At 67.3% G+C, this 25,638-nt stretch carries 21 protein-coding genes; 11 read left to right on the forward strand and 10 right to left on the reverse strand.

All coding sequences use genetic code 11. The features are described from left to right. Positions 1-3: 3 nt before the first annotated feature. From eccB to H7J89_RS09050, 6 genes are all read right to left on the reverse strand, one after another. Complete coding sequence (eccB, locus tag H7J89_RS09025) at positions 4-1,491, reverse strand: type VII secretion protein EccB (RefSeq protein ID WP_264042012.1); 1,488 nt, start codon at positions 1,489-1,491, stop codon at positions 4-6. 2 nt (positions 1,492-1,493) lie between these two features. Continuing rightward, a complete protein-coding gene (locus H7J89_RS09030) occupies positions 1,494-2,405 on the reverse strand; it encodes a transglycosylase SLT domain-containing protein (protein WP_372513747.1) in 912 nt (303 codons plus the stop codon). Between the two features lie 113 nt (positions 2,406-2,518). Next, a complete protein-coding gene (locus tag H7J89_RS09035) occupies positions 2,519-3,454 on the reverse strand; it encodes a hypothetical protein (RefSeq protein WP_372513748.1) in 936 nt (311 codons plus the stop codon). A 138-nt stretch (positions 3,455-3,592) separates the two neighbouring features. Beyond that, a complete protein-coding gene (locus H7J89_RS25740; RefSeq protein WP_308205117.1) occupies positions 3,593-5,284 on the reverse strand; it encodes a DUF5631 domain-containing protein in 1,692 nt (563 codons plus the stop codon). Positions 5,285-5,735: 451 nt separating this feature from the next. After that, on the reverse strand, positions 5,736-6,299 hold the full coding sequence (locus tag H7J89_RS09045) for a hypothetical protein (RefSeq protein ID WP_264042019.1): 564 nt from the start codon (positions 6,297-6,299) through the stop codon (positions 5,736-5,738). Between the two features lie 957 nt (positions 6,300-7,256). Continuing rightward, positions 7,257-7,580 (reverse strand): DUF2563 family protein, encoded by a 324-nt coding sequence (locus tag H7J89_RS09050; RefSeq protein WP_264042021.1) that lies wholly within the window; start codon positions 7,578-7,580, stop codon positions 7,257-7,259. A gap of 462 nt (positions 7,581-8,042) precedes the next feature. Between H7J89_RS09050 and H7J89_RS09055 the strand changes: the two genes are divergently transcribed. Beyond that, positions 8,043-9,806, forward strand: a complete 1,764-nt coding sequence (locus tag H7J89_RS09055) for a serine/threonine-protein kinase PknH/PknJ (RefSeq protein WP_264042023.1) — start codon at positions 8,043-8,045, stop codon at positions 9,804-9,806. Positions 9,807-9,900: 94 nt separating this feature from the next. Here the strand turns inward: H7J89_RS09055 and H7J89_RS09060 are convergent, their stop codons facing one another. Both H7J89_RS09060 and H7J89_RS09065 read right to left on the reverse strand, forming a co-directional pair. Further along, positions 9,901-10,410, reverse strand: a complete 510-nt coding sequence (locus H7J89_RS09060; RefSeq protein ID WP_264042025.1) for a pullulanase — start codon at positions 10,408-10,410, stop codon at positions 9,901-9,903. A gap of 24 nt (positions 10,411-10,434) precedes the next feature. Beyond that, a complete protein-coding gene (locus H7J89_RS09065; RefSeq protein WP_264042027.1) occupies positions 10,435-11,871 on the reverse strand; it encodes a CCA tRNA nucleotidyltransferase in 1,437 nt (478 codons plus the stop codon). 147 nt (positions 11,872-12,018) lie between these two features. On the opposite strand from H7J89_RS09065, the gene H7J89_RS09070 reads away from it, so the two are divergent. The 10 genes from H7J89_RS09070 (at position 12,019) to H7J89_RS09115 (ending at position 23,639) form a co-directional block, all read left to right on the forward strand. Beyond that, entirely contained in the window at positions 12,019-12,336 is a 318-nt protein-coding gene (locus H7J89_RS09070; RefSeq protein WP_264042029.1) for a hypothetical protein, read from the forward strand. A gap of 78 nt (positions 12,337-12,414) precedes the next feature. Then, positions 12,415-12,642, forward strand: coding sequence for a hypothetical protein (locus H7J89_RS09075; RefSeq protein ID WP_264042031.1), 228 nt, complete (start codon positions 12,415-12,417; stop codon positions 12,640-12,642). 89 nt (positions 12,643-12,731) lie between these two features. Next, a complete protein-coding gene (locus H7J89_RS09080) occupies positions 12,732-13,466 on the forward strand; it encodes an NUDIX hydrolase (protein ID WP_264042033.1) in 735 nt (244 codons plus the stop codon). Next, positions 13,463-15,844, forward strand: coding sequence for a hypothetical protein (locus H7J89_RS09085; protein WP_264042036.1), 2,382 nt, complete (start codon positions 13,463-13,465; stop codon positions 15,842-15,844). The genes H7J89_RS09080 and H7J89_RS09085 overlap by 4 nt, the downstream gene beginning before the upstream one ends. Beyond that, positions 15,841-19,458, forward strand: coding sequence for a murein biosynthesis integral membrane protein MurJ (gene murJ / locus H7J89_RS09090; RefSeq protein ID WP_264042038.1), 3,618 nt, complete (start codon positions 15,841-15,843; stop codon positions 19,456-19,458). Before H7J89_RS09085 ends, murJ begins: the two co-directional genes overlap by 4 nt. A 65-nt stretch (positions 19,459-19,523) precedes the next feature. Further along, positions 19,524-20,135: an RNA polymerase sigma factor SigM gene (gene sigM / locus H7J89_RS09095; protein ID WP_264042040.1), complete on the forward strand. Its 612-nt coding sequence runs from the start codon at positions 19,524-19,526 to the stop codon at positions 20,133-20,135. Then, on the forward strand, positions 20,128-20,856 hold the full coding sequence (locus H7J89_RS09100) for an RsmA family anti-sigma factor (protein ID WP_264042042.1): 729 nt from the start codon (positions 20,128-20,130) through the stop codon (positions 20,854-20,856). Before sigM ends, H7J89_RS09100 begins: the two co-directional genes overlap by 8 nt. A 72-nt stretch (positions 20,857-20,928) precedes the next feature. Beyond that, positions 20,929-21,936: a thioredoxin-disulfide reductase gene (gene trxB, locus H7J89_RS09105; protein ID WP_264042044.1), complete on the forward strand. Its 1,008-nt coding sequence runs from the start codon at positions 20,929-20,931 to the stop codon at positions 21,934-21,936. Further along, the gene (gene trxA / locus H7J89_RS09110; RefSeq protein WP_264042051.1) at positions 21,933-22,283 is read left to right on the forward strand and encodes a thioredoxin; all 351 of its coding nucleotides are present in this window, start codon (positions 21,933-21,935) and stop codon (positions 22,281-22,283) included. Before trxB ends, trxA begins: the two co-directional genes overlap by 4 nt. 135 nt (positions 22,284-22,418) lie before the next feature. After that, positions 22,419-23,639 carry an N-acetylmuramoyl-L-alanine amidase gene (locus H7J89_RS09115; RefSeq protein ID WP_264042059.1) on the forward strand — a complete coding sequence of 407 codons (1,221 nt, stop codon included), beginning with the start codon at positions 22,419-22,421 and terminating at the stop codon, positions 23,637-23,639. On the opposite strand, the gene H7J89_RS09120 is transcribed toward H7J89_RS09115, so the two are convergent. Both H7J89_RS09120 and H7J89_RS09125 read right to left on the reverse strand, forming a co-directional pair. Continuing rightward, complete coding sequence (locus tag H7J89_RS09120) at positions 23,636-24,388, reverse strand: acetyltransferase (protein WP_264042067.1); 753 nt, start codon at positions 24,386-24,388, stop codon at positions 23,636-23,638. The genes H7J89_RS09115 and H7J89_RS09120 overlap by 4 nt on opposite strands. A 266-nt stretch (positions 24,389-24,654) precedes the next feature. After that, on the reverse strand, positions 24,655-25,638 hold the full coding sequence (locus H7J89_RS09125) for a ParB/RepB/Spo0J family partition protein (RefSeq protein WP_264042074.1): 984 nt from the start codon (positions 25,636-25,638) through the stop codon (positions 24,655-24,657).

Raw genomic sequence — 25,638 nt, forward strand, 5'->3', positions numbered from 1 at the left:
CCCCTAGCCTCCCGCCTTCGCTGATGTCGTCACCACGGCCGCCCTTCCCAGCGCCGGCACCGTGTCACGCGCCACGAGCGCCGATTCCCGCGACAACGCCGGGCCCGCAGCGAAAGTGCGCAGCAATGGCCAGGGCGCCTGCACTGCCGAGGCCGGATCGAGCCCGAGTGCCCGCATCGTGTCGTCGTTGGCGGCGATGCCGAACCGCACGCCATTGTCGGACACCCAGAACAACGACTCGCGGGAATCGGACGTGATGACCCCGCTGGTCGAGGTGACGAAGTTGGCCGCCCCCGGCAGCACCAGCACCTGGTTGGCGACCACCGACGCCGGGTCGCGGTCGTCGCGCACCAGGTGCACGATCCGGTCATCCAGATACGAGTACACCGGAAGGCCCCGACCGTTATAGATGACGACGCGGGCCTGCGGATCCGTGGAGCCCTTCTCCCAGCCTACGCAGGTAGTCGGATTTGCCGCCGTATCAACGAAATTCAGCCTTTTCGTCGGGTAGTAGTCCACGGCCAGCGAATTCACCTGGGGGATGTTGACCAACACGTCGGGGGTCACCACACGAGGTGCCGTTGACCCATAGGAGTTCGCGCTACGGAGCAGATCGGCGACGAAGCTCGTGATCTTCTGCACCCCGTCGGGCAGGAGCACGTAGAACTGCTTGCCGCCACCGGCGGTTTGGGCCTGCAACACCGCGCCCACCTGCGAGCCCGAGACCCACGTCGACGGCGCGCCCGCCTGCGGCACGTCCGGGACGCGCAGCGGCTCGGTTGCGGGCAGTCCGTCGTAGAGCGCGCGCGAAATCTCCACCGGCGACGTCACTCCGGGGTCCAGGCCCAGGCTGAGGGTGATCGCCCTGCTGGCCGGATCGACCTGCGAGCGTTTACCGCCCCAGATCACATACGTGTTGCCCTCGAACGTCACGAGCACTCCGGCATCATCGCCCAGCGGGGCCGCGCGGCCGCCGCCGTCGAGCGTGCCCGCGATTGACGTGACGACCGGCTTCTCCCCGCTGCGGGGGCGCCCGGCCGTATCGCAGACGGCCCACGCCGAAATCGCGCCGCGATTCACCGGCATCGCCGCCGGCGCACCCGGGATACCGATGAGCGGCCCGGTCGGATACTTCGCGATCTCGCTCCGCTTCACCCACGTCGGTGGGTTCGCCGTTCCGGTGGCCAGCCGGGCGGACGTCAAGTTCAGGGCGGGATAAAGCCGGCCGTCGATGCGGGCGTAGATCGCACCGGAATCGCGGTCGCCGATGATCGCCGATTCACCCACTGCGCCAGTCGGTTTCAGGACGTTCAGCAGCATCATCCAACCGGCGCCGATGGCCACCAACAAGATCGACAACACCAGCGCGGCGGTCTGCTTGCGGTCGTCATGCTTCATCCGCACCGAGAACCGGGTGGTCGCCGCGCGCAGCCGTCGGTTGTAGAACAGGTGACCCGAGTTCTGGTCGCGGTTCGACAAACTCAGCGGCATGCTCAATACCCCTTAGGTGATCTGCGCGGATCGGCCTGCTGAATCCGATCGGCCAAATTCGACGCGTCCGCGGCGACGTGGTAGCGGCCCATCGCATAGTTGATGAACGCGCACGCCTGCGCCACCAGATTGTGGATGTCGCGTGACGTACCCGGCTGGTGATAGGCCGCGAATGTGGGCGCGATGAACTGCCAGGCGCCCTTGCTCGGAGTGCCCCGCGCCGCGTTGGAGTCCCAGTCGTTGACGGCGTTGGCGTTGTAGTTGGATTCGCGGCGAGCCACCAGATCCATGCCGCGCTCCCAGCGGGCACGCGCGGCCGGGTCGTGAATGCCCTTGATATCCAGGGCTTTACGAGTCGCCGCCAGGACCGCCGCTCGCCCGTTGCCCTGGTCGCCTCGCATCGCCGCCCGCCGTTGTCGGTAGCGCAGCCGCCTTATGCGAAGCGCCAGGAGCCGCGCCCGCCGGCGCGAGTTCAGGATGTGCCGGTGCTGGGTGCGCAGCCTCGCCGCCATCCGCGCCATCGCCTCGCGCCGCGCCATCGGGGTATCGGCCGGCGTGGCGTCGGCCTTCGCGTCTTCCAAGATCGCCCTGGTGGCCGTCCGTGCCTGCGCGTGGTCGTCCCGTGCCGTCGCCATGATGCGGGCCAGCGCGCGGTCAGTTTCGGTCGACTGGCGCAGTTCGTTCAGCGCGTTCGTCGAGCCTTCGGCCGCGGCGGCCGGAAGACCGTCGGTTCTGACCTCGGGGTGTGCCTGCCCGCTGCCGACCGGGGCGGCAATGGTCTCGCCGGCGAACAGGCCATGGCCGCGGGATAGCGCCGTCACCGCCTGCCTCGTCAGCGGATCAGTCAACGACTGCCCCACCCTGATTCCCCTTTTTCCCACACCCTGGCCGCGAAAATTCGTACTCAATAGCATGCACGAATAGGCAGTTCCGCTGTCAATAACGAGCGATTACGTAGCGACCCTACTGCGGGCCGAGTGGACCGACCACTCACCTTCCGGTGGAGTGGGAATGGCTTCCGGTGCCCTTAGTCCTTTGCCTCGTCCTCGGTGGGCATGATCACGATCCGCCGGTTCGGCCGGTTGGTGACAACCGTGGGTTTGTCCTCACCGGGCTTGGGCCCCGGCGGGCTCGGCGGCATCGTCAGGCGCCCCTTGACCGGCTGGCCGTTGGGCACGCCCGGGGCGGAAATGCGCTTCTCCGGAGACTTCTCCTTATTGCCGCCGTCACCGTGGGCGCCCATCGCGCCGGGCGGCATCATGCCCATACCGCCCATACCCGTCTGACCCCCCGTGGTCGGCGCGCCACTGACCGGGGGCGCCATGGCCGCCTTGGCCGCCCCGGCCGGGGTCGTCGGCGGGGACGATGTCGGCACCGGTGGCGGGCCCAGCGAGCTGGCCGGGGTGGTGCCTCCGCCGCCGCCCAGACCCCCGCCACCGCCGCCCAAGCCGCCGCCGGCTCCGGCTCCAGAGCCCGGGCCGACGCTGTCGACAAGATGCGCGTCGCTCGCCAGTCCGGCTCCGTGAGCGCCTTGAACCGCGCTCATCAGGGGCTGGATAGCGCTTTGGCCCGCCTGCATCGCCTGCTGTGGCAGCTGCGTCAGCGGCTGCATGATGCCGCCGACCGCGCCGCCCAGGGCACCGGTGATGCTCTGCAGCATCTGCTGCATCATCTGCGGGGCTTGCTGACCGACGTTCTGCATCTGTTGCTGTGATTCAGCTTCGTTCGCGGGGAATTTCGCGGCCGCGTCGGCGGCGCGGGCCCGGCGATCCGCGTCTGCGGCTGCGGCGTCTGCTGCGTCTTTGGGTACGCCCGCGTTCGCAGCGGCTATCGCTGCTTGAGTAGCCGGGCCCCCTGCGGGCGAGGCGTCCGGCGGAGCGCCTTGAGGCGGCGACACTGGCGGCAGATCCGCCGGTGCATTCGCCAAGACTCCGTAGACCAACGGATTCGATTGGATTGTCACAGTTCCACCCCCCTTTCCTTCTCACGACACCCGCATTGACCGCCGAAGTTGATTTTTCCATAACACGCCCTGGGCGGTAGTCACCTTGACGCTCAATGGTCAACAAAACCACCAATCACCAGTATCAATCCGGGCTTTTTAAGAGCCGCCGTGCCTGGAGATCGCCGCAAACCAAGCTAGGTGGTAATTCGCCAGGTACTCGTGGTCGTCGATTAGCGCCTCGATCGCCGCCAGAAGCATCCAGTCGCCAACTGCGGCCTGGTCATGGTGGGGGTACGCTATGAGAACCGAGTGCTGAACGTCTGCGATGCATTCACGCAATAGTTGGGCCTCGGTTTCGAGCACGCCAGTTTTCCGCACAGCGGGCGTCGCGATGGCCTGAGCGATCCGCGGCAGGCCATCACGACGTCGCACGGCGTCCACGAGGGTTGGGCCGAGTTCATCGACGTCCGGCACGGTGGACCGTGCGAGCCGATCGCCCGTTAACGGCGGCTCCTCCGCGCCCGGCTCGGCAACATAGGTGTTGGCATGGTGGGCAGCCGCAATCACAATGGCGCCCAACAAATCAACTGCGTTGGCATCACGGCGTCGTGCAGAGGGTCCAAGCAAAGTGATGTGGGCGGGCACTCGGACGTGTGGGGGAATCCATCCGCTAGCGACGTCGGTGACCAGCAGGGTGGTGGTGCCGTCATCGCGCAATCCAGCCGCCCAGGATAACCGAGGCTCCTGTCGGGCCACCGCGTCGACAATTCGTTGCAGCCGTTGTTGTTCGGCTGACCTGTTCGATGCAACCCCGGCCGCCGCGCCAGCGGTGGCAGACGCCGCCGTTGCGCCAGCCACCGTCGAGGATGTAATTCCGGCCTGCCCAGCGGCGGCTCCCTGCGCCGCCCGCTCTACCGGGGAAACTAGTGGTCCGCCGGCCGATGGGGATGAACCTGGTGAAGGCGCGACCGGTGTGCCAGATACCGGTCCCGCCGGGGCCGTCGGCATGGTCGGAGGCCCCGCCACTGGTGGACGCAGGTCAGAGCCGTAAGCGGGCAACGGACCAGCAGGGCCGCCGGTGACAGGAGCCACTGGCGCTGACCACGAGCCGCCAGGCACTACGGCAGGCGCCACCGAGGTCGATCCGCCACTGACCGACGCCGGCGCATCCGAAGCGACCGGTGGTGTGTCCACCGGAGCATTCGCCGCAACGAATGCTCCGCCAGCCGGGACGCCGGTCGCTACTGTCGGAGGAGCCGGAGCGCCCGTTTGGTTAGTCGGGGGTGATCCCCCCTCCATCGCATTCATCGCATTTGTCGAGAGTGCTTGCGGACCCGCGCCCGCTGATTGCCCCGTCGCCATTCCGCTCGCGAATGATTGGCCTAATCCGGGCGCCATACCCTGCGCCGGAGCCGCGGGTGACATGGGTGCACCGTGTATCCCCGGCATCCCTGGCGTTGCGGACGTAGCGCCAGCGGGCATTTGCACGCCCGATTGCGGTGACGGCGGGGCCGCAGCCGGTGGAGGACCTCCCGTGGCGCGCCCACCAGTGGCTTGAGTTACTCCTGGCGACCCACCTCCCCCACCGCCCGTTCCACCATTGCGAGCTCCTGGTGGTGTCGGCACTCTCCCGCCAGCTGTCTGAATACCAGCAGGGGCGCCCCCGTCCTCTTTGACCCAGCTGGCGTCACGTCCTCCGGGGCTTTGTGACGATGGGTTCAAATCCTCGCCTGTGATCGGTCGAGGTCGTGCGATGGAGCCGTCACCCAGCCGTTGGTCACGCGCCCATGCTTCAGCGTTGCTGGAGATACCTTCGTTACTGAGCATCTGCTGCGTCTGGGCCATCATGTTGGTGACGGCGGCGTCGGATGCAATCTCGGCCTCGGCGTTGTACCGGACTTGGGCAGCCTGCACTTCGGCTAATTTTTCCAATTCTGGCTTCTTGGACGCCAGTATGTCGTCGATTTCTTTGTTGCCGGCCGCCGCTTTAGCCGCCAACTTCGAGCGCAAAGAATCGACTTCGTTAGCGCACCTGTCCAGAGCAGCCGCTTTATCCCGGTATTTTTCAGCCAGGTCCAGATGAAATTGTTCTCCCTGGTAATAGCGGCCAGCCAGGTCGTCGGCGGTGTGGCCCGCATTGTGCGCTAATAGCGTGGCGCGCTGGTTGCGCAAATCTTGCGAGTATTGTTCTTGCTGCTCGAACGCATAATTCCAGTATTGAGCGGCGGCGCGCAGGGCGGTTGGTGGCGCTGGCCACCACGGCCCGATCAGCAGCGCCGTCCACTTACCTGGTGGGAGGTCAACTCCCACCGCAAACTCTCTTCATTGCAGAGTCCTTAGCTATAACGTCATCGATCGCAGCCTGATATTCGGCATCCGTGGCGACCATGCCGTTTCCCTTCGCTGTAACCGTTGCATATGCGGTCGACAACGCGCGTGCAGCATCACGATGCGTGCCATCAAGCGCAGGATTTGCTGCAGCGATGTCAAGCATGACCGCGCCGTTGGTGTCCGCGATGCGCGCTAGCGCTTTATCGGTACCGGCAGTGTCGACTTGCACGGCCCGAGCGACCAATTTGTACGTGTCACAGACTTGCTGTTGAGCCGCCGCTGTCTGGGCAGACGTGTAGGTCGGCGTCGTATTCGTGGTTGACGTGTTCGTCGCTGTAGGTCTCGCAAAGGCCACGATTAATGCCGCGACGGCGACTGCGGCTGTCGCCCCAATCGCGACTGCTGTCAAGACAGCGCCTCGAGACGTACGCGAGCCCGGCGCTGGGCTCCCGGGATAGTTTGGTGACCAAGGTCCAGTGGGCGGTCCGATGGCTGGCCCCTCCCCGCGTCCCAAAGGCATGTTCCCCGTCATGCGTCCTCCTCGCGGTGCAACATCCAGTCAGTGACAGGCTCCAATTATCTTTGACGGCCCGCGGATCGATAGTGCGACAGCGAACGCGTCGTGAGCAATTCAGATTGTTGGCCGCCGCGGAGATTGCCATTCCGTCGTCCGATGGATCCCACCACCTCGCCTCGGCTGCCGATGCTGTATACGCATCAAATCCAACTGAAGTGGCCGAACCTTCTGCGGCTAGGCGATGCGGTATCCGTTAGAGACGACGGGCTGCCCGCGCCAGCTTGTGGATTATGCGGAGTATCGCACCGCGCAGCCACGTCTGATTCCAGCCCTGCGCAGCAACCTGAGGGCCGCGGGCGGTGCTGGCCACCGCAGCCCGATCGGGGCACGCGGCCCACACGTCGGCTGGTCAACCGCCATTGCACACCTTCTGCATCACAGCGTCTTTTGCGTTGGCATCGTTCAACGCTGGCTGCCATTTCAGATTGTCATTCAAACTAGCCACGGCCGCGAGATTCGTGTATGCCCGCGCTAGGGCAACCGCCGCTGCCCGGTCGCTAGGCGATAGCCCCGCAGCCCCATTCACTGCATCGTCTAGCATCATCGCCCCATTGATTTCCGCAATACCTGCGCGCTCTGGACTGGTGCCGTTTGTCTCGATTTGGACGGCGCGCGACGCCAAGCTGTATGCGTCACACAGCTTTCTGTGCGCTGCAGTGGATTCTTCCGGCGTGTACCTAGCCGTCGTCGCGGGGGCCTCGCCCGGGCTCCCTGTCGAGCGCATCAGTGCCACGGCGAGGGCTGCAGCGCCCAACAGAGTTGCAATCGCTGCGAAGGCGGTTGCCGGCCAGGTGCGCGCACGCGGTGCTGGCTGTCTAGGGTGACTCGATATCCACGGCCCACTGGGTGGATCGTCAGTCGGTCCCATTCCCGAGTTGGGAGCAGCGTTCATCACCGTCGCCCTCCTCAGACTCAGGATGTCGTTGTACCCGCCCCCGGCCGCAACGCCCGCATTTCGCCGGCATTGCTCTCGTCCAAGCTGGTAAAACCGTTGGCCGCGTGATGAGCCTTGGCGCCGACATCGGTCAGCGTCTGCTGGTGCCCCTGCAGGGTCTGCACCTGCCGCGTATGCGCGGCGGTGATCGCCGAATGGAACGAATCGGCCGCGGCGAAGTCACCGAACATCCCCGACCCCAGTGGTCCCTGCGCGAGTTGGTCAGCTCCCTCTTGCGCGTGTCCGCCGGCACGATGCGAATCGTTACCTCCGGAGTGCAATAGCGCTGTGTCGACGAACATCGCCACCCCCTCTCTCGATTGCCCGCGGCAAGAAGCGATGCATAGCCATTCGCATGGCACGCCACTACTGACCAGGCTAAATAGGTCGGCGACAGTGGTCAATTCACGGCGTAACCCCACAGCGACCTTGCAGCGCGTTCGGCGCGGCCGGTGGGATCTTCACCGGCGAACCGCCCTGCTGGGCATCCCGTTTTGCCGGCGCTGTCCGTATCCCCATCTCAGCAATCCCAAGCGGTGACCCTCAGGCGGTCTTGGCCTTTCCGAGTGAGCTTCGGGAAAGACGCTGGTAGTCCGCCGGAGGCCGCCGAAGGGCGTGTCCGGATCTATAACAGCAATTCCTGCCGCGGCCAATCTCGAGCCTGGTTATCGTCAATTGTCATTGCTGTTCATAGGGGGTTGGTCATTGCGGCGTACGTGTGGGGCGCGATTTTTGCGGCTAGTCGCGGGTAGCCGGTTGCCGTCATGCTGAGCGTGGGTTCGGTCTTTGCCGGGTACCGCATTGAACGGGTGTTGGGTGCCGGGGGGATGGGAACCGTCTATCTGGCGCGTAATCCGGACTTGCCCCGCAGCGAAGCCTTGAAGGTGCTCGCGGCGGAGTTGTCGCGCGATCCCGATTTCCGGACGCGGTTTATCCGAGAGGCCGATGTCGCCGCAGCGCTGGATCATCCCAACATCGTTTCGATTCATCAGCGTGGTCAGTGGGAGGGCCAGCTGTGGATCGCAATGCAGTACGTAGACGGTGTTAATGCTGAAGACGCGCTGCGAGCCGCGCCCATGCCCGCAGCGCAGGCGGTATACGTAGTCGGCGAGATCGCCAAGGCAGTCGATTATGCACACCAACGTGGCGTTGTGCACCGCGATATCAAGCCGGCAAATTTTTTGTTGTCAGGGCAAGCTGGGGCCGATCAGCGAGTGCTCCTAGGAGATTTCGGAATCGCCCGTGCGCTTGATGATGCCGGTCTGACTGCAACCGGTTCGGTCTTGGCCACCTTGTCCTATGCGGCGCCGGAGGTTCTTGCCGGGCAGTCTTTCGATGGCCGAGCCGATCTGTACTCCTTGGGTTGCACACTGTTTCGACTTCTCACGGGCGAAGTGCCGTTTGCGGCCGGAGGTGGTGCCGTGGCGGTGATCGCAGCACATTTGCATTGGCCACCCCCAAAGATCACCGATAGGCTCCCCGGGCTGTCGACGGCTATGGACGGCGTGATCGCCACAGCCATGGCCAAGGACCCGGCGCACCGGTTCACCTCAGCGCGCGAGCTCGCTCATGCCGCCACTGCGGCCCTGGAGGGACGCGTCACCGCGGGGCGCACTCCGCCGCGCCTTGAACCATCTGGTATTTCCTCTGGCACCCCACCTGACTCGCGGTGGTGGCAGCAGCATCCGAGCGGCCCGCCGACCGAACTCGCCTCACCTCCCGTCAACGGCCAGCCAAACTTCGCGCCGGCAGGACCGAAGTCCCGCCGACGAATATCGGCTACAGTCGCGGCCCTAATATTGGCCGTAGGCGGTGCACTCACCGCGGCAATCATGACCTCGCACCAAAGGCCGCCCGGCAAATCGATCATCGATACAACCCTTGCTCCTCCAACGACTGTGACCTCACCGACGCCATCTCCACCGCCCATGGTTAAGCCAGCGGACTTGCCCCGGCTGTTACCACCCCTGGATGATGTAAAAAACTTCGTCGGTATCCAGAACTTGTTACCCGAACCGCCCACATTCCAGCCCAGCCAAACTTCTGGCGACGTAGACCCCGAGGAGTGCCGCCCGATTCTCGGGGGCGGGGCTCACAATTCATACGACATGCGGGACGTCACTGGCTACTACTCATTGGTCATCAACGAGCCCCGCGACGGACCCCCCCTCCAGATGGTGGGCGAAGTAGTCCTAGCCTTTCGCGACCCCGCAGCAGCCCAGCAACAGCTCGCGAATTCATTGTCGATCTGGCGCCGGTGTGGGGGCTCGACCATGACCGTGTTCGGGCATGCCCCCGGGTCTAAGCCCGTTAAGACGGCTATGGGCGTCCCCGACATCGTCGAGAACGGGATTACCACCCTGGTGGCGACGGCGCAGGGGCCTTTGCTTCGAGCGCGCCTTGACCGCGCGATAGCCGCCAAGAACAACGTGCTGATTGATGTCAACGTCGGACTCATAAACACCGACAGGGGCCAGCAAGCTGTGCTCGACGTCACCGACTACAGCCTGAGCAAAATTCCGGGTTAACCACCGCACCTATGTCTCGGTGTCCGAGGCAACCAATAGCAGACGGCGATGGATGCGCGGTGCAGCTCCTCGATTCGGAGAAGAGTGTGCACCCTTACAGCGCGCTAGCACCGTCAGCGAGGCCGTCGCCGTCGGAATCGCTCAGCCGGACATTCCACTTGCCGTCGCCATCGGTGTCGACGTATCCGGTGACGCCGCCCTCATCGGCGCACAACACCCTGTCGGCCACTCCGTCGCCGTCAATATCGAAGAGCTGATCGTCAGCGCGGCCGTGGCCGTCGAAATCGACCAGCGGTCCGCCGGTGTGCTCGACGCCATCAAGCCCGAACCAACGGAGCTGCCGCCCCTGGTCCGTAGGTATCCCCCATGTCCCGGACCCGTCGTCGGTGAAGTAGGCCTCGGGAGTGCCGTCGTTGTCGAGGTCGAGCACCGCGTGATCGGCGATGCCGTCACCGTCAAAGTCCGCGAGCGTGTCGTCGTGCAATCCATCACCGTCGAAATCCAGCCCGAAAGCATCGAGCCGGCCGTCGCCATCCAGGTCAAGGTCGAGGTCCCGGTGCCACATATCCGCCGTGCCGTCGTCGCCAGCCATGCAGTAGTCCACGAAAGATGGGACGCGAGACCGCCGCTACGGGTTCCCCCGCGATTGCCACCAACTCAGCAGTTCCGCGGTCGCCTCATCGGCCGTCAACGGCCCGCGCTCCAACCGCAGCTCTTTCAGGAAGCGCCACGCCTCCCCGACTTGCGGGCCCGCCGGGATGTCCAGCAGCTTCATGATCTGGTTGCCATCCAGGTCAGGACGCACCCGGGCCAGATCCTCTTGCGCGGCCAGCTCACCGATCCGCGCTTCCAGCCGGTCATAGCTGGCCCGCAGCCGGGCGGCCCGGCGCTTGTTGCGGGTGGTGCAGTCGGCGCGCACCAGCTTGTGCAGCCGCGGCAGCAGCGGCCCGGCATCCGTGACGTAGCGGCGCACCGCGGAATCGGTCCACTTCCCCTCGCCGTACCCGTGGAACCGCAGATGCAGATACACCAGCTGGGAGATGTCGTCGACCATCTGCTTGGAATACTTCAACGCCCGCAACCGCTTTCGGGCCATCTTGGCGCCGACCACTTCGTGGTGGTGGAAACTCACGCCGCCGTTGTCTTCGTGCCGCCTGGTGGCCGGCTTGCCGATGTCATGCAGCAGCGCCGCCCAACGCAGCACCAGATCCGGTCCGCCATCCTCCAGGGCGATCGCCTGCCGCAGCACCGTCAGCGAATGCTGGTAGACGTCCTTGTGCTGGTGGTGTTCGTCGATGGCCATCTGCATCCCGCCGACCTCGGGCAGCACCACCTCACCCATGCCGGTCTGCACCAGCAGGTCGATGCCGGAGACCGGGTCGTCGCCGAGAAGCAACTTGTCCAGCTCGGCGGCCACCCGCTCGGCGCTGATCCGGGCCAGCTCGGGGGCCATCTCCTCGATCGCCTCGCGCACCCGCGGGGCGACGGCGAAACCGAGCTGCGAAACGAATCGCGCCGCGCGCAGCATCCGCAGCGGGTCGTCGCCGAACGACACCGACGGAGCCGCCGGGGTGTCGAGCACCCGTTCGCGCAGCGCCGCCAAACCGCCGAGGGGATCAAGGAATTCACCCGGCCCGTCCGGCGTGATGCGCACGGCCATCGCGTTGGCCGTGAAATCGCGGCGCACCAAGTCGTCTTCGAGCCGTTCGCCGTACTGCACCGCGGGTTTCCGCGAGACCCGGTCGTAGGCGTCGGCGCGGAACGTGGTGATTTCCAACCGGTGCTCGCCCTTGCCGACACCGATGGTGCCGAAGTCGATGCCGGTGTCCCACAAGTTATCCGCCCATCGCCGCAGGATTTCTTGAACCTGCTCGGGGCGGGCGTCGGTGGTGAAGTCCAAGTCGGGACTGAGCCTGCCCAGCACGGCATCTCGCACCGAGCCGCCGACGAGGTACAACTCGTGGCCCGCGGCGCCGAACGCCGAGCCCAGCTCGCGCAACATGGGCGCGTGTTGATTCAGGGCAACCGCGGCGGCGGCAAGCAGCTCGACATCGGCTTCGGACACGTTCGATCAGCGTAGTCGGCCGGGGGCCGAAAGCCCGTGTGAGGAGCCTCGCACGCACCCAAGGTGAATTGACCCGCCCAAGCCCGCTAGTAGCGTCACGCGCTACGGGAAGGATCCGAAGGCAACAGCATGTCGAGCTCTGAGCGAGTGAACTTCTTCGACGCCCGCGCTTGGCGCACGGCCACGTGGTCGGCGCCCTTTGTCGTTCAACTGATACTGGCGACGCTGCTTGTCGTGATGTGGCTACTGGGTAAGTGGCCGTTCGACACGCGTAGTGCGTACTCCGGCGAGCGCGCTTGGATGCTGACCTCCACCGTCCTGACGACTTTGGTGTCGCTGCTTATCGGCGCCAAGTTCCTGAGGTCGACGTCACCACGTAATCGGGGTGTTGGCATCAGCATTTTGAGCTGTTCGGCCGTCGTGCTCGCGGGCGGAACGGCTTTCGCTTATCTGGTGCTGCGCTGACGGTCACCGATGCCAGACCAACCTCTAGTCAATCGTTATGGGCCGCTGACTTTCGCAGTGGCCATAGTCCACATCTTCGTGGTGGATTTCGTTACCTGGCTCTTTGTTTTGCCGATGTGGCCCTTCGTATTTGTCGTTCTCCCGGTAACGCTGGCATACGTCGGCATCAGCGCCCTCATCGCGCGGGCAGCGGGCAGATGTGGTCAGATCGGCCGCGGAATGATGATTGGCAGCCTGTCCGGGCCGCTCTCCCTCGTGATCTTCATTCCCGCTTTTGTTATCGCCGCAGCAATCGGCCCGATCTGACCAGACGCACTCGCTCCTGAGCCATCGCGCGCCCCGCTAGCGGCGAGTATGTCCTGGGAGACTATGCCGTGCCAGCTACTATCGCTTGGGTGTCGGACGGCGAACAAGGCAAGCCACGTAGGCGCCGGGGGCGGCGGCGCGGTCGTGGCGCTGCGAGTTCGAGCGAGAACCAGACGAACGGCCAAACCCCCGCCGACTCGACGCCGACCAAATCGCGCCGATCCCGTTCGCCTCGCCGCTCGCCGGACCGGCTGCGGACCGTGCACGAAACCTCCGCCGGAGGACTGGTCATCGACGGTCTCGACGGGCCGCGCGATTCTCAGGTCGCGGCGCTCATCGGTCGCATCGATCGCCGGGGGCGAATGCTGTGGTCACTACCCAAGGGACACATCGAACTCGGTGAGACTGCCGAGCAGACCGCTATAAGAGAAGTCGCCGAAGAGACCGGCATCCGCGGCAGCGTGCTTGCGGCGCTCGGACGCATCGACTACTGGTTCGTCACCGACGGCCGCCGGGTCCACAAGACCGTGCACCACTATTTGATGCGCTTTTCCGGCGGCGAGTTGTCCGACGAGGACCTCGAAGTGGCCGAGGTGGCCTGGGTGCCGATGCACGAGCTGCCGTCAAAGCTGGCCTACGCCGACGAACGTCGGCTGGCCCGAGTGGCCCATGAGCTGATCGACAAGCTGCAAAACCACGGCCCCGCCGCCCTGCCCCCGCTGCCACCCACCTCCCCCCGGCGTCGCCCGCAGACGCACTCGCGCACCCGGCATGCCGACAAGCCGGCGACCAGCCGAAAGAACGGCCACGGGCCAGGGCCGTGACGACGCCCCGACTCTGCTTGTTACGCCTCGCGGCAGTGATCGGCATCGTGGCCGGGTTCGCGATGCTCACCGCGCCCGTCATGCCGCGCGCGGCCGCGGGCGAGCCCGGCGTGACACCATTCGTCCGCGTCCGCATCGACCAAGTCACCCCGGATGTGGTCACCACGTCCAGCCAACCCGTCGTCACCGTCAGCGGCATGGTGACCAACATCGGCGACCGCCCCGTCCGCGACGTCATGGTCCGCCTCGAACACGCCGGGGCGATCACCGCGTCCACGGGATTGCGGACCACCCTGGACGGCGAGACCGACGGGTATCAGCCGGCCGCCGATTTCCTGACGGTCGCCCCCGAACTGCAACGCGGGCAAGAAGCCGGCTTCACCCTGTCGGCGCCGCTGCGCTCGTTGACCAAGCAGTCCCTGGGGATCGAGAAGCCCGGCATCTACCCGGTCCTGGTCAACGTGAACGGCACACCCGATTACGGTGCCCCCGCCAGGCTCGACAACGCGCGCTTCCTGTTACCGGTGGTCGGTGTGCCCCCCGACCAGGGCGGTGATCTGGGCTCCGCCGTCGCGCCCGACACCTCCAAACCCGTGTGGATCACCATGTTGTGGCCGTTGGCCGATCGGCCCCGGCTGGCCCCGGGCGTGCCCGGCGGCACCATTCCGGTGCGCCTGGTCGACGACGACCTGGCCACCTCCCTGGCCAGCGGGGGACGGCTGGACATCCTGCTGTCCGCGGCCGAGGTCGCCACCAGCCACGACGTCGACCCCGACGGCGCGGTCGGCCGGGCGTTGTGTTTGGCCGTCGACCCCGACCTGCTAGTCACCGTCAACGCGATGACCGCCGGCTATGTGGTGACCGATCCGCCCGAGGGCCCCGGTCAGCTTCCGGGCACCCTGACCCACCCGGGGGCGGGACAGGCCGCGGCGGCCGAATGGCTCAACCGGCTGCGTGCCCTGGCCCGCCGCACCTGTGTCGCGCCGCTCCCCTACGCGCAGGCCGACCTGGACGCTTTGCAACGCGTCAACGATCGCGGGCTGAGCGCCGCCGCGACCACCGACGTCAACGGCATCGTCGACCGCATCCTGGACGTGCCGTCCGTGCGGGGCGCCACCCTGGTGCCCGACGGCCCGCTGACCAACCGCGCGGTCAACCTGCTCGGCGCCAACGAAACCACCGTCGCCGTTGCCGCCGCCGACCTGTCCGCCTCGGATGCGCAGGGAGCTTCCGATGCCACCGTCGACACCGCACCGCGGCGGCTGTCCCCGCAAGTGGTGGTCGCGCCGTTCGACCCGGCGGTGGGCGCGGCGCTGGCCGGGGCGGGAAGCTCACCCGCCGTCCCCACGTACCTGGACTCATCGCTGACGGTCCGGCTCGCGCATGACTCGGTGACCGCACGCCGCCAGGACGCATTGGGCTCGATGTTCTGGCACGCCTTGCGCCACGACGACGCGCCCCGCACCCAGATCCTGGTCCCGCCGGCGACGTGGAATCTGCAGGCCGACGACGCCCACGTGATCTTGACCGCGCTCACCACCACCATCCGGTCCGGTCTCGCGGTACCGCGACCGCTGCCGGCGGTGGTCGCCGAGGCCTCGGCCCGCACCGAGCAGTCCGAGCCGGCCGGGGCCTACACCTCCGTGCGCGGCCGATTCGGCGACGACGTGACCGCTGCGGTGGCCGGCCAGGTCGGCCGGCTCTGGGGCCTGACGTCGGCGCTGAGCACTGACGAGCGCACCGGGCTGACCGGCATCCAGTACACCGCGCCGCTACGTGAAGACATGCTGCGCGCGCTGAGCCAATCCGAACCGCCCGACACCCGCAACGGAATGGCCCAGCAGCGGATGGCCGTCGTCGGCAAGACGATCAACGACCTGTTCGGCGCGGTCACGATCGTCAACCCGGGCGGCTCCTACACCCTGGCCACCGAGCACAGCCCCCTACCGCTGGCGCTGCACAACGGCCTGGCCGTCCCCATCCGGGTGCGGCTGCAGGTCGACGCACCACCGGGGATGAGGGTCACCGACGTCGGCCAGATCGAATTGCCGCCCGGATACCTACCGCTGCGGGTGCCGATCGAAGTGAACTTCACCCAGCGGGTCGCCATCGACGTGACGCTGCGGACCCCGGAGGGCATGCGCCTGGGTGAGCCGGTTCGCCTGTCGGTGCATTCCAACGCCTACGGCAAGGTGCTGTTCGCCATCACCATGACCGCTGCCGCCGTGCTGGTGTTGCTGGCCGGACGGCGCCTGTGGCACCGCTTCCGCGGCCAGCCCGACCGCGCCGACCTGGACCGGCCGGACCCGCCCGGAGCCAGGTCCGCGGGCATGGACGACCAGACCGGCGATCGGGTCGAGCAAGAGCATCGAGTATGAAACCCGCCCACCGGCAGGCCGCTCCGCAACAGCCCCGCCCGGCACAGCCGCCGCGGCGCCCCCGAAGCCCGGGCTCGCCGCCCACCGGTCCCCTGCCGCCCGTCCCAGCGGGCATCGATCGCCGGCGACCCGAACTGTCCGACGCCGCGCTGGTGTCGCGGTCGTGGGCGATGGCATTCGCCACGCTGGTCAGCCGGCTGACCGGCTTCGCCCGGGTCGTGCTGCTGGCGGCCATCCTGGGCGCCGCGCTGTCCAGCGCGTTCTCGGTGGCCAACCAGCTGCCGAACCTGGTGGCGGCGCTGGTGCTCGAGGCGACCTTCACCGCCATTTTCGTACCGGTGCTGGCCCGCGCCGAACAGAGCGACTCCGACGGCGGCGCCGCGTTCGTGCGGCGTCTGGTCACGTTGACGACCGCGCTGCTGGTTTTGGCGACCGCGCTGTCGGTGCTCGCCGCCCCGCTGCTGGTGCGGCTGATGCTCGGCCGCGCCCCCCAGGTCAACGAGCCACTGACCACCGCGTTCGCCTACCTGCTGCTCCCCCAGGTGCTCGCCTACGGCCTGACCTCGGTGTTCATGGCGATCCTCAACACCCGCAACGTGTTCGGGCCGACGGCGTGGGCCCCGGTGGTCAACAACGTCGTCGCCCTCGCGACCCTGGCGGTCTACGCCGTCGTCCCGGGCGAGCTGTCGGTAGACCCAGTTCGGATGGGCAACACCAAGCTGTTGGTCCTCGGCATCGGCACCACGCTGGGCGTCTTCGCGCAGACCGCGGTGCTGCTCGTGGCGCTGCGGCGCCAGCGGGTCGACCTGCGCCCCCTATGGGGAATCGACGAGCGCCTCAAGCGATTCGGCACGATGGCCGCCGCGATGGTGCTCTACGTGCTGATCAGCCAGCTCGGCCTGGTGGTCGGCAACCAGATCGCCAGCACTGCGGCCGCCTCCGGGCCCGCGATCTACAATTACACCTGGCTGGTCCTGATGCTGCCGTTCGGCATGATCGGCGTGACCGTGCTGACCGTGGTGATGCCACGGCTGAGCCGCAACGCCGCCGCCGACGACACTAAGGCCGTGCTCGCCGACCTGTCGCTGGCCACGCGCCTGACACTGATCACGCTGATCCCGATCGTCGCGTTCATGACCGTCGGCGGTCCGGCCATCGGCAGCGCGCTGTTCGCCTACGGCCACTTCGGCGGAGTCGACGCCGGATACCTGGGCGCCGCGATCGCCCTGTCGGCGTTCACGCTGATCCCCTACGGGCTGGTGCTGCTCCAGCTGCGCGTCTTCTACGCGCGCGAACAGCCCTGGACGCCGATCGTCATCATCCTCGTCATCACTGCCGTCAAGATCGTCGGATCCGTGCTGGCGCCGCACCTCACCGACGACCCCAGGCTGGTAGCCGGTTATCTGGGGCTGGCAAACGGCATCGGGTTTCTGGCCGGCGCGGTGATCGGTTACCTCTTGCTGCGGCGCACCCTGCTGCCGACGGGCGGCTACCTGATCGGCAGGGGTGAGCTGCGGACCATCCTGGTCACGATCACCGCCTCGATGCTGGCCGGTCTGGTGGCCCATGTGGCCGACCGGCTGGCGGGACTGGACCAACTGACCGCGCACGGCGGCGGTGCCGGTTCCTTGCTGCGCCTGCTCATCCTGGCCGTCATCATGCTGCCGATCATGGCGACGGTGATGCTCCGCGCGCGTGTCCCGGAGGCGCAGGCCGCGCTGGACGCCGTCAGACGCCGCTTCGGGGGCCATGCGGTGCTGTCCCGCAAACCGATGACACCGGACGGATCGTCTGGCCGGTCCCCGGTCACGTACCCTGAGCAGAGGAATTCGTCCCCGCCTGGGGTAAATGCGGTCCAGGAGCCGATCCGGCGCAGACCTCCGGAGCGGGCAATCCCAGCCCGGATAGCGAAAGGACCGGAGGTGACCGACCGCCCTGTCGAGAGTGCCGCATCGGGTGCCGAGCTGCCACGACCGGTTGCCGACGACTTCCAACCAGACATCCCAGCCGACCGCCCGTCCGAGCCGTCGGCGTCACGGCCGTCCGACCAGCGCAACGGCGACGTTGCGCCCGAGTCGCGCGGCGGTCCGCCCCCGTTTGACGCGCCCCGCGACCGCGGTGGGGACGCCGCAGCAGACGACGTCCATTTGGTTCCCGGCGCTCGCATCGCCGGCGGCCGGTATCGCCTGCTGGTCTTCCACGGCGGCGCGCCGCCCCTGCAGTTCTGGCAGGCGCTCGACACCGCGCTGGACCGGCAGGTGGCGCTGACCTTCGTCGACCCCGACGGGGCGTTGCCCGACGAGGTGCTGCAGGAGATCCTGTCCCGCACCCTGCGGCTCAGCCGCATCGACAAGCCCGGCATCGCCCGAGTGCTCGACGTGGTCCACACCGGCCATGGCGGCCTGGTCGTCTCGGAGTGGGTGCGGGGCGGTTCGCTGCAGGAGGTGGCCGACACGGCGCCGTCGCCCGTCGGCGCCGTCCGGGCCATGCAGTCGTTGGCGGCGGCCGCGGACGCGGCGCACCGCGCCGGGGTCGCGTTGTCGATCGACCACCCCAGCCGGGTGCGCGTGAGCATCGAGGGCGACGTCGTGCTGGCGTACCCGGCGACCATGCCCGAGGCCAACCCGCAGGGCGACATCCGCGGGATCGGCGCAGCGCTTTATGCCCTGCTGGTCAATCGGTGGCCGCTCGCGGAGTCCAGCGTGCGCAGCGGGCTCGCCCCCGCCGAGCGCGATTCGACGGGCCAGCCGGTGGAGCCGATGGTCATCGACCGCGGCATCCCCTTCCAGATTTCGGCCGTAGCGGTCCGCGCGGTTCAGGAGGATGGCGGGATACGCAGCGCGTCAACGCTTTTGAACCTGCTGCAACAAGCGACTGCGGTGGCCGACCGGACCGAGGTGCTGGGTCCGATCGACGATTCGCCGGCGCCCGCCACCGCGCGTGCCTCCGCGGGTCAGGACGACGCGACCCTGGCGCGGCGGCGCCGCAACGTGTTGATCGGCGTGGGCGCGGGCGTTGTCGTCATCGTGGTGGCGTTGTTGGTCCTGGCGTCGGTGGTGAGCAGGATCTTCGGCAACGTCGGCGGTGGCCTCAACAAGGACGAGCTCGGGCTGAACGGCCCCTCCTCCAGCTCGTCGTCGGCCCCCAGTTCCGCGGCCGCCGGCAGCGTCGTCAAGCCGACCAAAGCGACGGTCTACTCCCCCGACGGCGATGCCGACAACGCGGGCACGGCCGGGCAGGCGATCGACGGTGATCCCTCGACCGCCTGGGCGACCGAGGTCTACACCGACGCGGTCCCGTTTCCCAGCTTCAAGCAGGGTGAGGGCCTGATGCTGCAGCTGCCCAGCGCCACCGTCGTCGGGCAGGTCACGATCGACACGCCGAGCAGCGGGACCAAGGTCGAGATTCGCTCGTCGGCCACGGCCTCCCCGGCGTCGCTCAACGACACCACCGTCCTGGCGCCCGCCTTCACGCTCAAGCCGGGTCACAACGTCATCCCGGTCCGGGCGGGTTCGCCGACGTCGAATCTGCTGGTGTGGATCTCCACGCTGGGAACCACGAACGGCAAGAGCCAGGCCGGCTTCTTCGAGATCACGGTCCAGGCCGCTTCCTGATCGCGCTCACAGCACCCCCGCCGTAGTGAAGTGCTGCCCCGCTGCCGATTGGTTACTGTCCGGCCGTGGGCTCCCGGGGCGACATCCAGCGCGACCGCAGTGATGCCGAGCTGCTGGCAGCCCACGTCGCCGGCGACCGGCACGCCTTCGGCGAGTTGTTCCTGCGCCACCAGCGACAGCTGCACCGCCTGGCCCGGCTCACCACGCGCACTGCCGAGGATGCCGAGGACGCGCTGCAAGACGCCATGCTCTCGGCGCACCGCGGCGCCGGCGCGTTTCGGCATGACGCCGCGGTCGGCAGCTGGCTGCACCGCATCGTCGTCAACGCCTGCCTGGACCGGCTGCGGCGCACCAAGGCCCACCCGACCGTCCCGCTCGAAGACGTCTACCCGGTGGCCGATCGCACGGCCCAGGTCGAGACCGCGATGGTGGTGCAGCGCGCTCTGATGCGGCTTCCCGTCGAGCAACGGGCCGCGGTCGTCGCCGTCGACATGCAGGGGTACTCGGTGGCCGACACCGCCGCCTTGCTGGGCGTCGCCGAGGGCACCGTCAAGAGCCGGTGCGCCCGGGCGCGGATGCGCCTCGCCGAACTTCTCGGCTACCTCAAAGCCGCGCCCGACCTGGGCCCACCCATGGCCGTCAGGCAGCGCATGACGGACACTGGGGCGGATGAATGACGCCGACGACGAAGCCGACGAGTCGCCCCTGACGGTCGAGCTTCTCGCCGACCTGCAGGCCGGCCTCCTGGACGACGAATCAGCGGCCCGCGTGCGGCGACGGGTCCGCGATGACCCGCAGGCCGAGCAGGTTCTGCGCGCCCTCAACCGGGCACGCTGCGACGTCGCCACGCTGGGAGCCGACCCGGCGCCCGACGTCCCGCCCGAGGTCACGGCCCGGATCTCGGCAGCGCTAGCGTCGGCTGAGACAGACCCGCCGGTCGCGCACTCGGCTCGGCCCCGGATCCGGCCCGCGCGGGTGGTCGCCGTGGTGGCGGGCGTCGGCGCGCTGCTCGCGGCGGTCGGCGTGGGTACCGCGGCTCTGATCACCGCACCGGAGCCAGCCCCCAGCACCCCGGTCACCGCCGAGCACATCACGGTGTCGACCCCGCCGATGGTTGTGCCGCTGTCGCAGGACGAAATACTCGGCCTGCTCAACCAGAGCCCGGATTACGGCCCCCTCGGTGACCCGGCACGGCGCGCTTCGTGCCTCACCGGCCTCGGCTATCCGGCGTCCACGCAGGTGCTGGGCGCGCGCCCGGTCCAGATCAACGCCCGCCCCGGCGTCGTGCTGGTCGTGGCGGGCGACACTCCCCATAGCCTGGCGGTCTACGCGGTCGCGCTGAACTGCAGCGCCGCCGACACCGGCTTGTTGGCCAACACCGAAATCCCCCGCCCTTAGTGCGGCACCGGGAACAGCCGTGCCTACGCTGGCGTTTGTAGGAATCCAGGGACGATCGCTTGAAAGGGTTCTATGACCGCCGACACTGTGCACGACGTGATCATCATCGGTTCGGGTCCTGCTGGGTACACCGCGGCGTTGTACACGGCGCGGGCGCAGTTGGCGCCGGTGGTGTTCGAAGGGACGTCGTTTGGTGGCGCGTTGATGACCACCACCGAGGTGGAGAATTTCCCGGGTTTCCGTGACGGCATCACCGGTCCCGAGTTGATGGACCAGATGCGTGAACAGGCCCTCCGTTTCGGGGCCGATCTGCGGATGGAAGACGTCGAATCGGTTTCGCTGGACGGCCCGGTCAAATCGGTGACGACCGCCGAGGGCGAGACCGTTCGCGCCCGCGCCGTCATCTTGGCCATGGGCGCGGCGGCGCGGTATCTGGGGGTGCCCGGTGAACAAGAGCTGCTGGGCCGCGGGGTGAGTTCGTGCGCGACCTGTGACGGGTTCTTCTTCCGAGACCAAGACATCGCGGTCATCGGCGGCGGGGACTCGGCGATGGAGGAGGCCACGTTCTTGACCCGGTTCGCGCGCAGCGTCACCCTGGTGCACCGCCGCGACGAATTCCGCGCCTCGCGCATCATGCTCGAACGCGCCCGGGCCAACGACAAGATCACCTTCGCGACCAACAAGGCCGTCCTGGGCGTCGAAGGCGACCAGACGGTGACGGGTTTGCGGGTGCGCGACACCCTCACCGGAGAGGAATCCACTCTGCCCGTGACGGGTGTGTTCGTGGCGATCGGTCACGACCCGCGCTCGGAGTTGGTGCGCGACGTTCTCGACACCGACCCCGAGGGCTACGTGCTGGTTCAGGGCCACACCACGGCCACCTCGATCGAGGGGGTGTTCGCCGCCGGGGACCTGGTGGATCGCACCTACCGCCAGGCGATCACCGCCGCCGGCAGCGGCTGCTCAGCGGCCATCGATGCCGAACGCTGGCTGGCCGACCATGTCGAATCGAGCACTGCAGCTCAAAGCGACGCAACCGAATTTCCTGGCAGTACCGAGATGATTGGAGCACCTCAATGACCGCCGAAAAAGCCGGGGCCACAATCGAAGTCTCAGACGCATCGTTCTCCACGGAGGTGTTGTCCAGCAATAAGCCTGTGCTGGTTGATTTTTGGGCGACGTGGTGCGGGCCGTGCAAGATGGTCGCGCCGGTGCTCGAGGAAATCGCGAGCGAGCGCGGCGAGCAGCTCACCATCGCCAAGCTCGATGTGGATGCCAATCCGGAGACCGCGCGCGACTTCCAAGTCGTCTCCATCCCCACCATGATTCTGTTCAAAGACGGCCAGCCGGTGAAGCGGATTGTCGGCGCCAAAGGCAAGGCAGCGCTGCTGCGGGAGCTCTCGGACGCGGTTCCCAACCTCAGCTGATCGCGATTTAAGTTCGCCGCACCACGCCCCGGCGTTCAGCCTGGGGTTTTCCCGAATATGCGAAGCATCTGCGACAATTGCTGTTAGCTGTTGCTCAGATGCGAGCCTGTCAGTGTGTCCCGGAGGGCCTTTGGTATGTCGAGTCCGCGCCGTGAAGACGGCGATGCGCTGCGCTGTGGTGACCGCAGTGCGGCTGTGACCGAGATCCGGGCTACGTTGGCAGCGCTAGGGCTGCTGGACGGCACCGAAGATGATCTCACCACCGGCCGGCACGTGCCCCCCGAGCTCTTCGATATCGAACTCGACCAGGCGGTACGCGCTTTCCAGCAGCACCGCGGCCTGCTGGTGGACGGCATCGTCGGCGAGGCCACCTATCGGGCGCTGAAAGAGGCGTCCTACCGGCTCGGCGCGCGCACCCTGTATCACCAATTCGGTGCCCCGCTCTACGGTGACGACGTCGCCACCCTGCAGGCGCGCCTCCAGGACCTCGGTTTCTACACCGGCCTGGTCGATGGCCACTTCGGGTTGCAGACGCACAACGCGTTGATGTCTTACCAGCGTGAGTACGGGCTCGCCGCCGACGGCATCTGTGGTCCAGAAACATTGCGCTCCTTGTACTTTCTGAGTTCCCGCGTCACGGGCGGTTCACCGCACGCGATTCGCGAGGAGGAGCTGGTCCGGCGATCAGGACCCAAGCTGTCGGGCAAGCGGATCATCATCGATCCGGGTCGCGGCGGCACAGATCACGGCGAGCTGATGCAGGGTCCGTCGGGACCGGTCAGCGAAGCGGATGTGTTGTGGGACTTGGCAAGCCGACTTGAGGGGCGGATGACCGCCATCGGTATGGAAACCTTCTTGTCACGGCCGGTCAACCGCAGTCCGTCCGACGCCGAACGCGCCGCCACGGCCAACAACGTCGGCGCGGACCTGATGATCAGCTTGCGCTGCGAAAACCAGCCCAGCCCGGCAGCCAACGGCGTGGCTTCCTTTCATTTCGGAAACTCGCACGGCTCGGTATCCACGATCGGGCGCAATCTAGCGGACTTCATTCAACGAGAAGTGGTGGCCCGCACCGGGTTACGGGATTGCCGAACCCATGGCCGGACGTGGGATCTGCTGCGCCTGACCCGGATGCCCACGGTGCAGGTGGACGTCGGCTACATCACCAATCCACAGGATCGCGCCATGCTGATCTCGACGCAGACCCGTGACGCCATCGCCGAAGGTATTCTCGCCGCGGTCAAACGGCTCTACCTCCTGGGCAAGAATGACCGGCCCACTGGCACATTCACCTTCGCCGAACTGCTGGCCCACGAACTGTCCGTGGAACGCGCCAGCCGGCTCGGCGGCTCCTAGCCGATTTCGGCGCCCTGCAACGCATTTCCTGACGCAGACCCGGCTCCCACCGGCTCTTGCAGTTGTGCGGCTTCCAGCAGGCGCTCCAAGGCCGCCTCGACTTCGGCCTTCCACCCGAGGCCCTTGTCCAGCTCGAGCCGCAGCCGCGGAAAGTAAGTGTGCGGCGCCACCACTACGAAACCCGCGTCCTGCAGAAACTCCGCGTCGATGACGCAGTGGTCCACCGAGCAGTCACCGACGGCCTCCAGCACCGGCCGCACATCAGGGGCCGCCGCCAGCGGGTCCTGCAGCTCCGACGCCGCCGGCGTGCGGCCGAAGGCTTCCAGCGCCCGCACTCCGCGCCGAACCAGTTCGTCGATCACCCGGGCAAGCAGCCCGTGCAGCACATCGTCGGCGGCCTGCCCCGGCTCGATGCCCATCGAAGTCAGCAGCACAGCGTCCGCGGAGACCGGCGCGGTGGGAAACCGCTGCGCCCGCGGCACCGCCCGCGGCGGCGCGTAGAAGACGTAGCCCAGGCACGGCGGTTCGCTTTGGCTTCGGTCGTCGACGGCCGCCGTCGCGACCTGACCGCACGACCCCCACTCCAGCATGACCATCGACAGCCAGGCTTCCTTCTCGAACTCCGGATCGGCGAGGTGGTCCTGATTACCGAGGGTCGCCGGGTCGACCTCCCAGTACACGCAGCGGCGCGCGTGCTTGGGAAGCTGTTCGAAGGCCTCGAGGCGCAGCGGGGTGATTCGAGCGGACACTAGCCTCCTGGCTCCTGTGCGGTACTGCAGCCAATGGCACCGGCAACCCCTCCAGGATAAGAGAGGAGGTCGCAATCCGGCCAGCTTTGTCGTCGAGGCGCCGATCACGGCGCCGGAACGCTCAACGCGTTACCGCCCAGACCGGTTCGTTACCGAAAATCGTTGAAACTCATGTGCTTTCGTAACTCGGCGGGGCCGTCGGGCCGGGCGTTGCCCATCCGTAACCGCCCCGGTGTCACAGTGACGTAATTACAGGGTATGGCGGGTCAGGCCTTGGCGGTGGTCATCATGTCGATGATTCGCTGCAAATCGTCCACGGAGCCGAATTCCACGACGATCTTCCCCTTGCGCTTGCCCAGGCTGACCGTCACTCGGGTATCGAAGGCGTTCGACAGCCGATCGGCGACTTCCTGGAGTCCCGGCATCTGGATCGGCTTGCGCCGCTGGGGAGCCGGCGTGCTCGCGCCGCTCCGATTGGCCAGCGTCACCGCCTCCTCGGTCGCCCGCACCGACAACCCCTCCGCGACGATCCGGCTGGCCAGTTCCTCCTGCGCCTCCGGCCCGGCCTCCAGCGATAGCAGAGCGCGGGCGTGGCCGGCCGACAGCACGCCCGCGGCCACCCGCCGCTGCACCGGGATCGGCAGCTTGAGCAACCGGATCATGTTGGTGATCAATGGACGCGAACGGCCGATGCGCGAGGCGAGTTCATCGTGGGTGACACCGAATTCGTCGAGCAGCTGCTGATATGCCGCCGCCTCTTCCAAGGGGTTGAGCTGCACCCGGTGGATGTTCTCCAGGAGGGCGTCGCGGAGTAGGTTGTCATCGCCCGTCTCCCGCACGATGGTGGGGATGGTGGCGAGCCCCGCCTCTTGCGCGGCCCGCCAGCGCCGCTCCCCCATCACGATCTGATACCGCGGACCTGTCTTCGCTCCCGGGACGGCCCGCACCACGATCGGCTGCAGCAGACCGAACTCGCGGATGGAGTGCACCAGCTCGGAGAGCGCCTCGTCGTCGAACACCTGCCGCGGCTGACGGGGATTGGGCTCGATGTCGGCGGGGGCGATTTCGCGATACACCGCGCCCGCCGGCGCCAGCTCCGGGCCCGGTCCGCCGATCAACACGTCCGCCGCCGCGTCGCCCATCCGCGGACCGAGGGTCGCGGGGCCCGAGTCGCCTTCGGCGGGACCGGTCGGGATCAGCGAAGCCAGGCCCCGGCCGAGGCCGCCCTTCTTGCGTAACGGCTGCGTCAT

Origin of the sequence: Mycobacterium paraffinicum, from assembly GCF_025822865.1 — a bacterium.
In the GTDB taxonomy this organism is placed as follows: domain Bacteria; phylum Actinomycetota; class Actinomycetes; order Mycobacteriales; family Mycobacteriaceae; genus Mycobacterium; species Mycobacterium paraffinicum.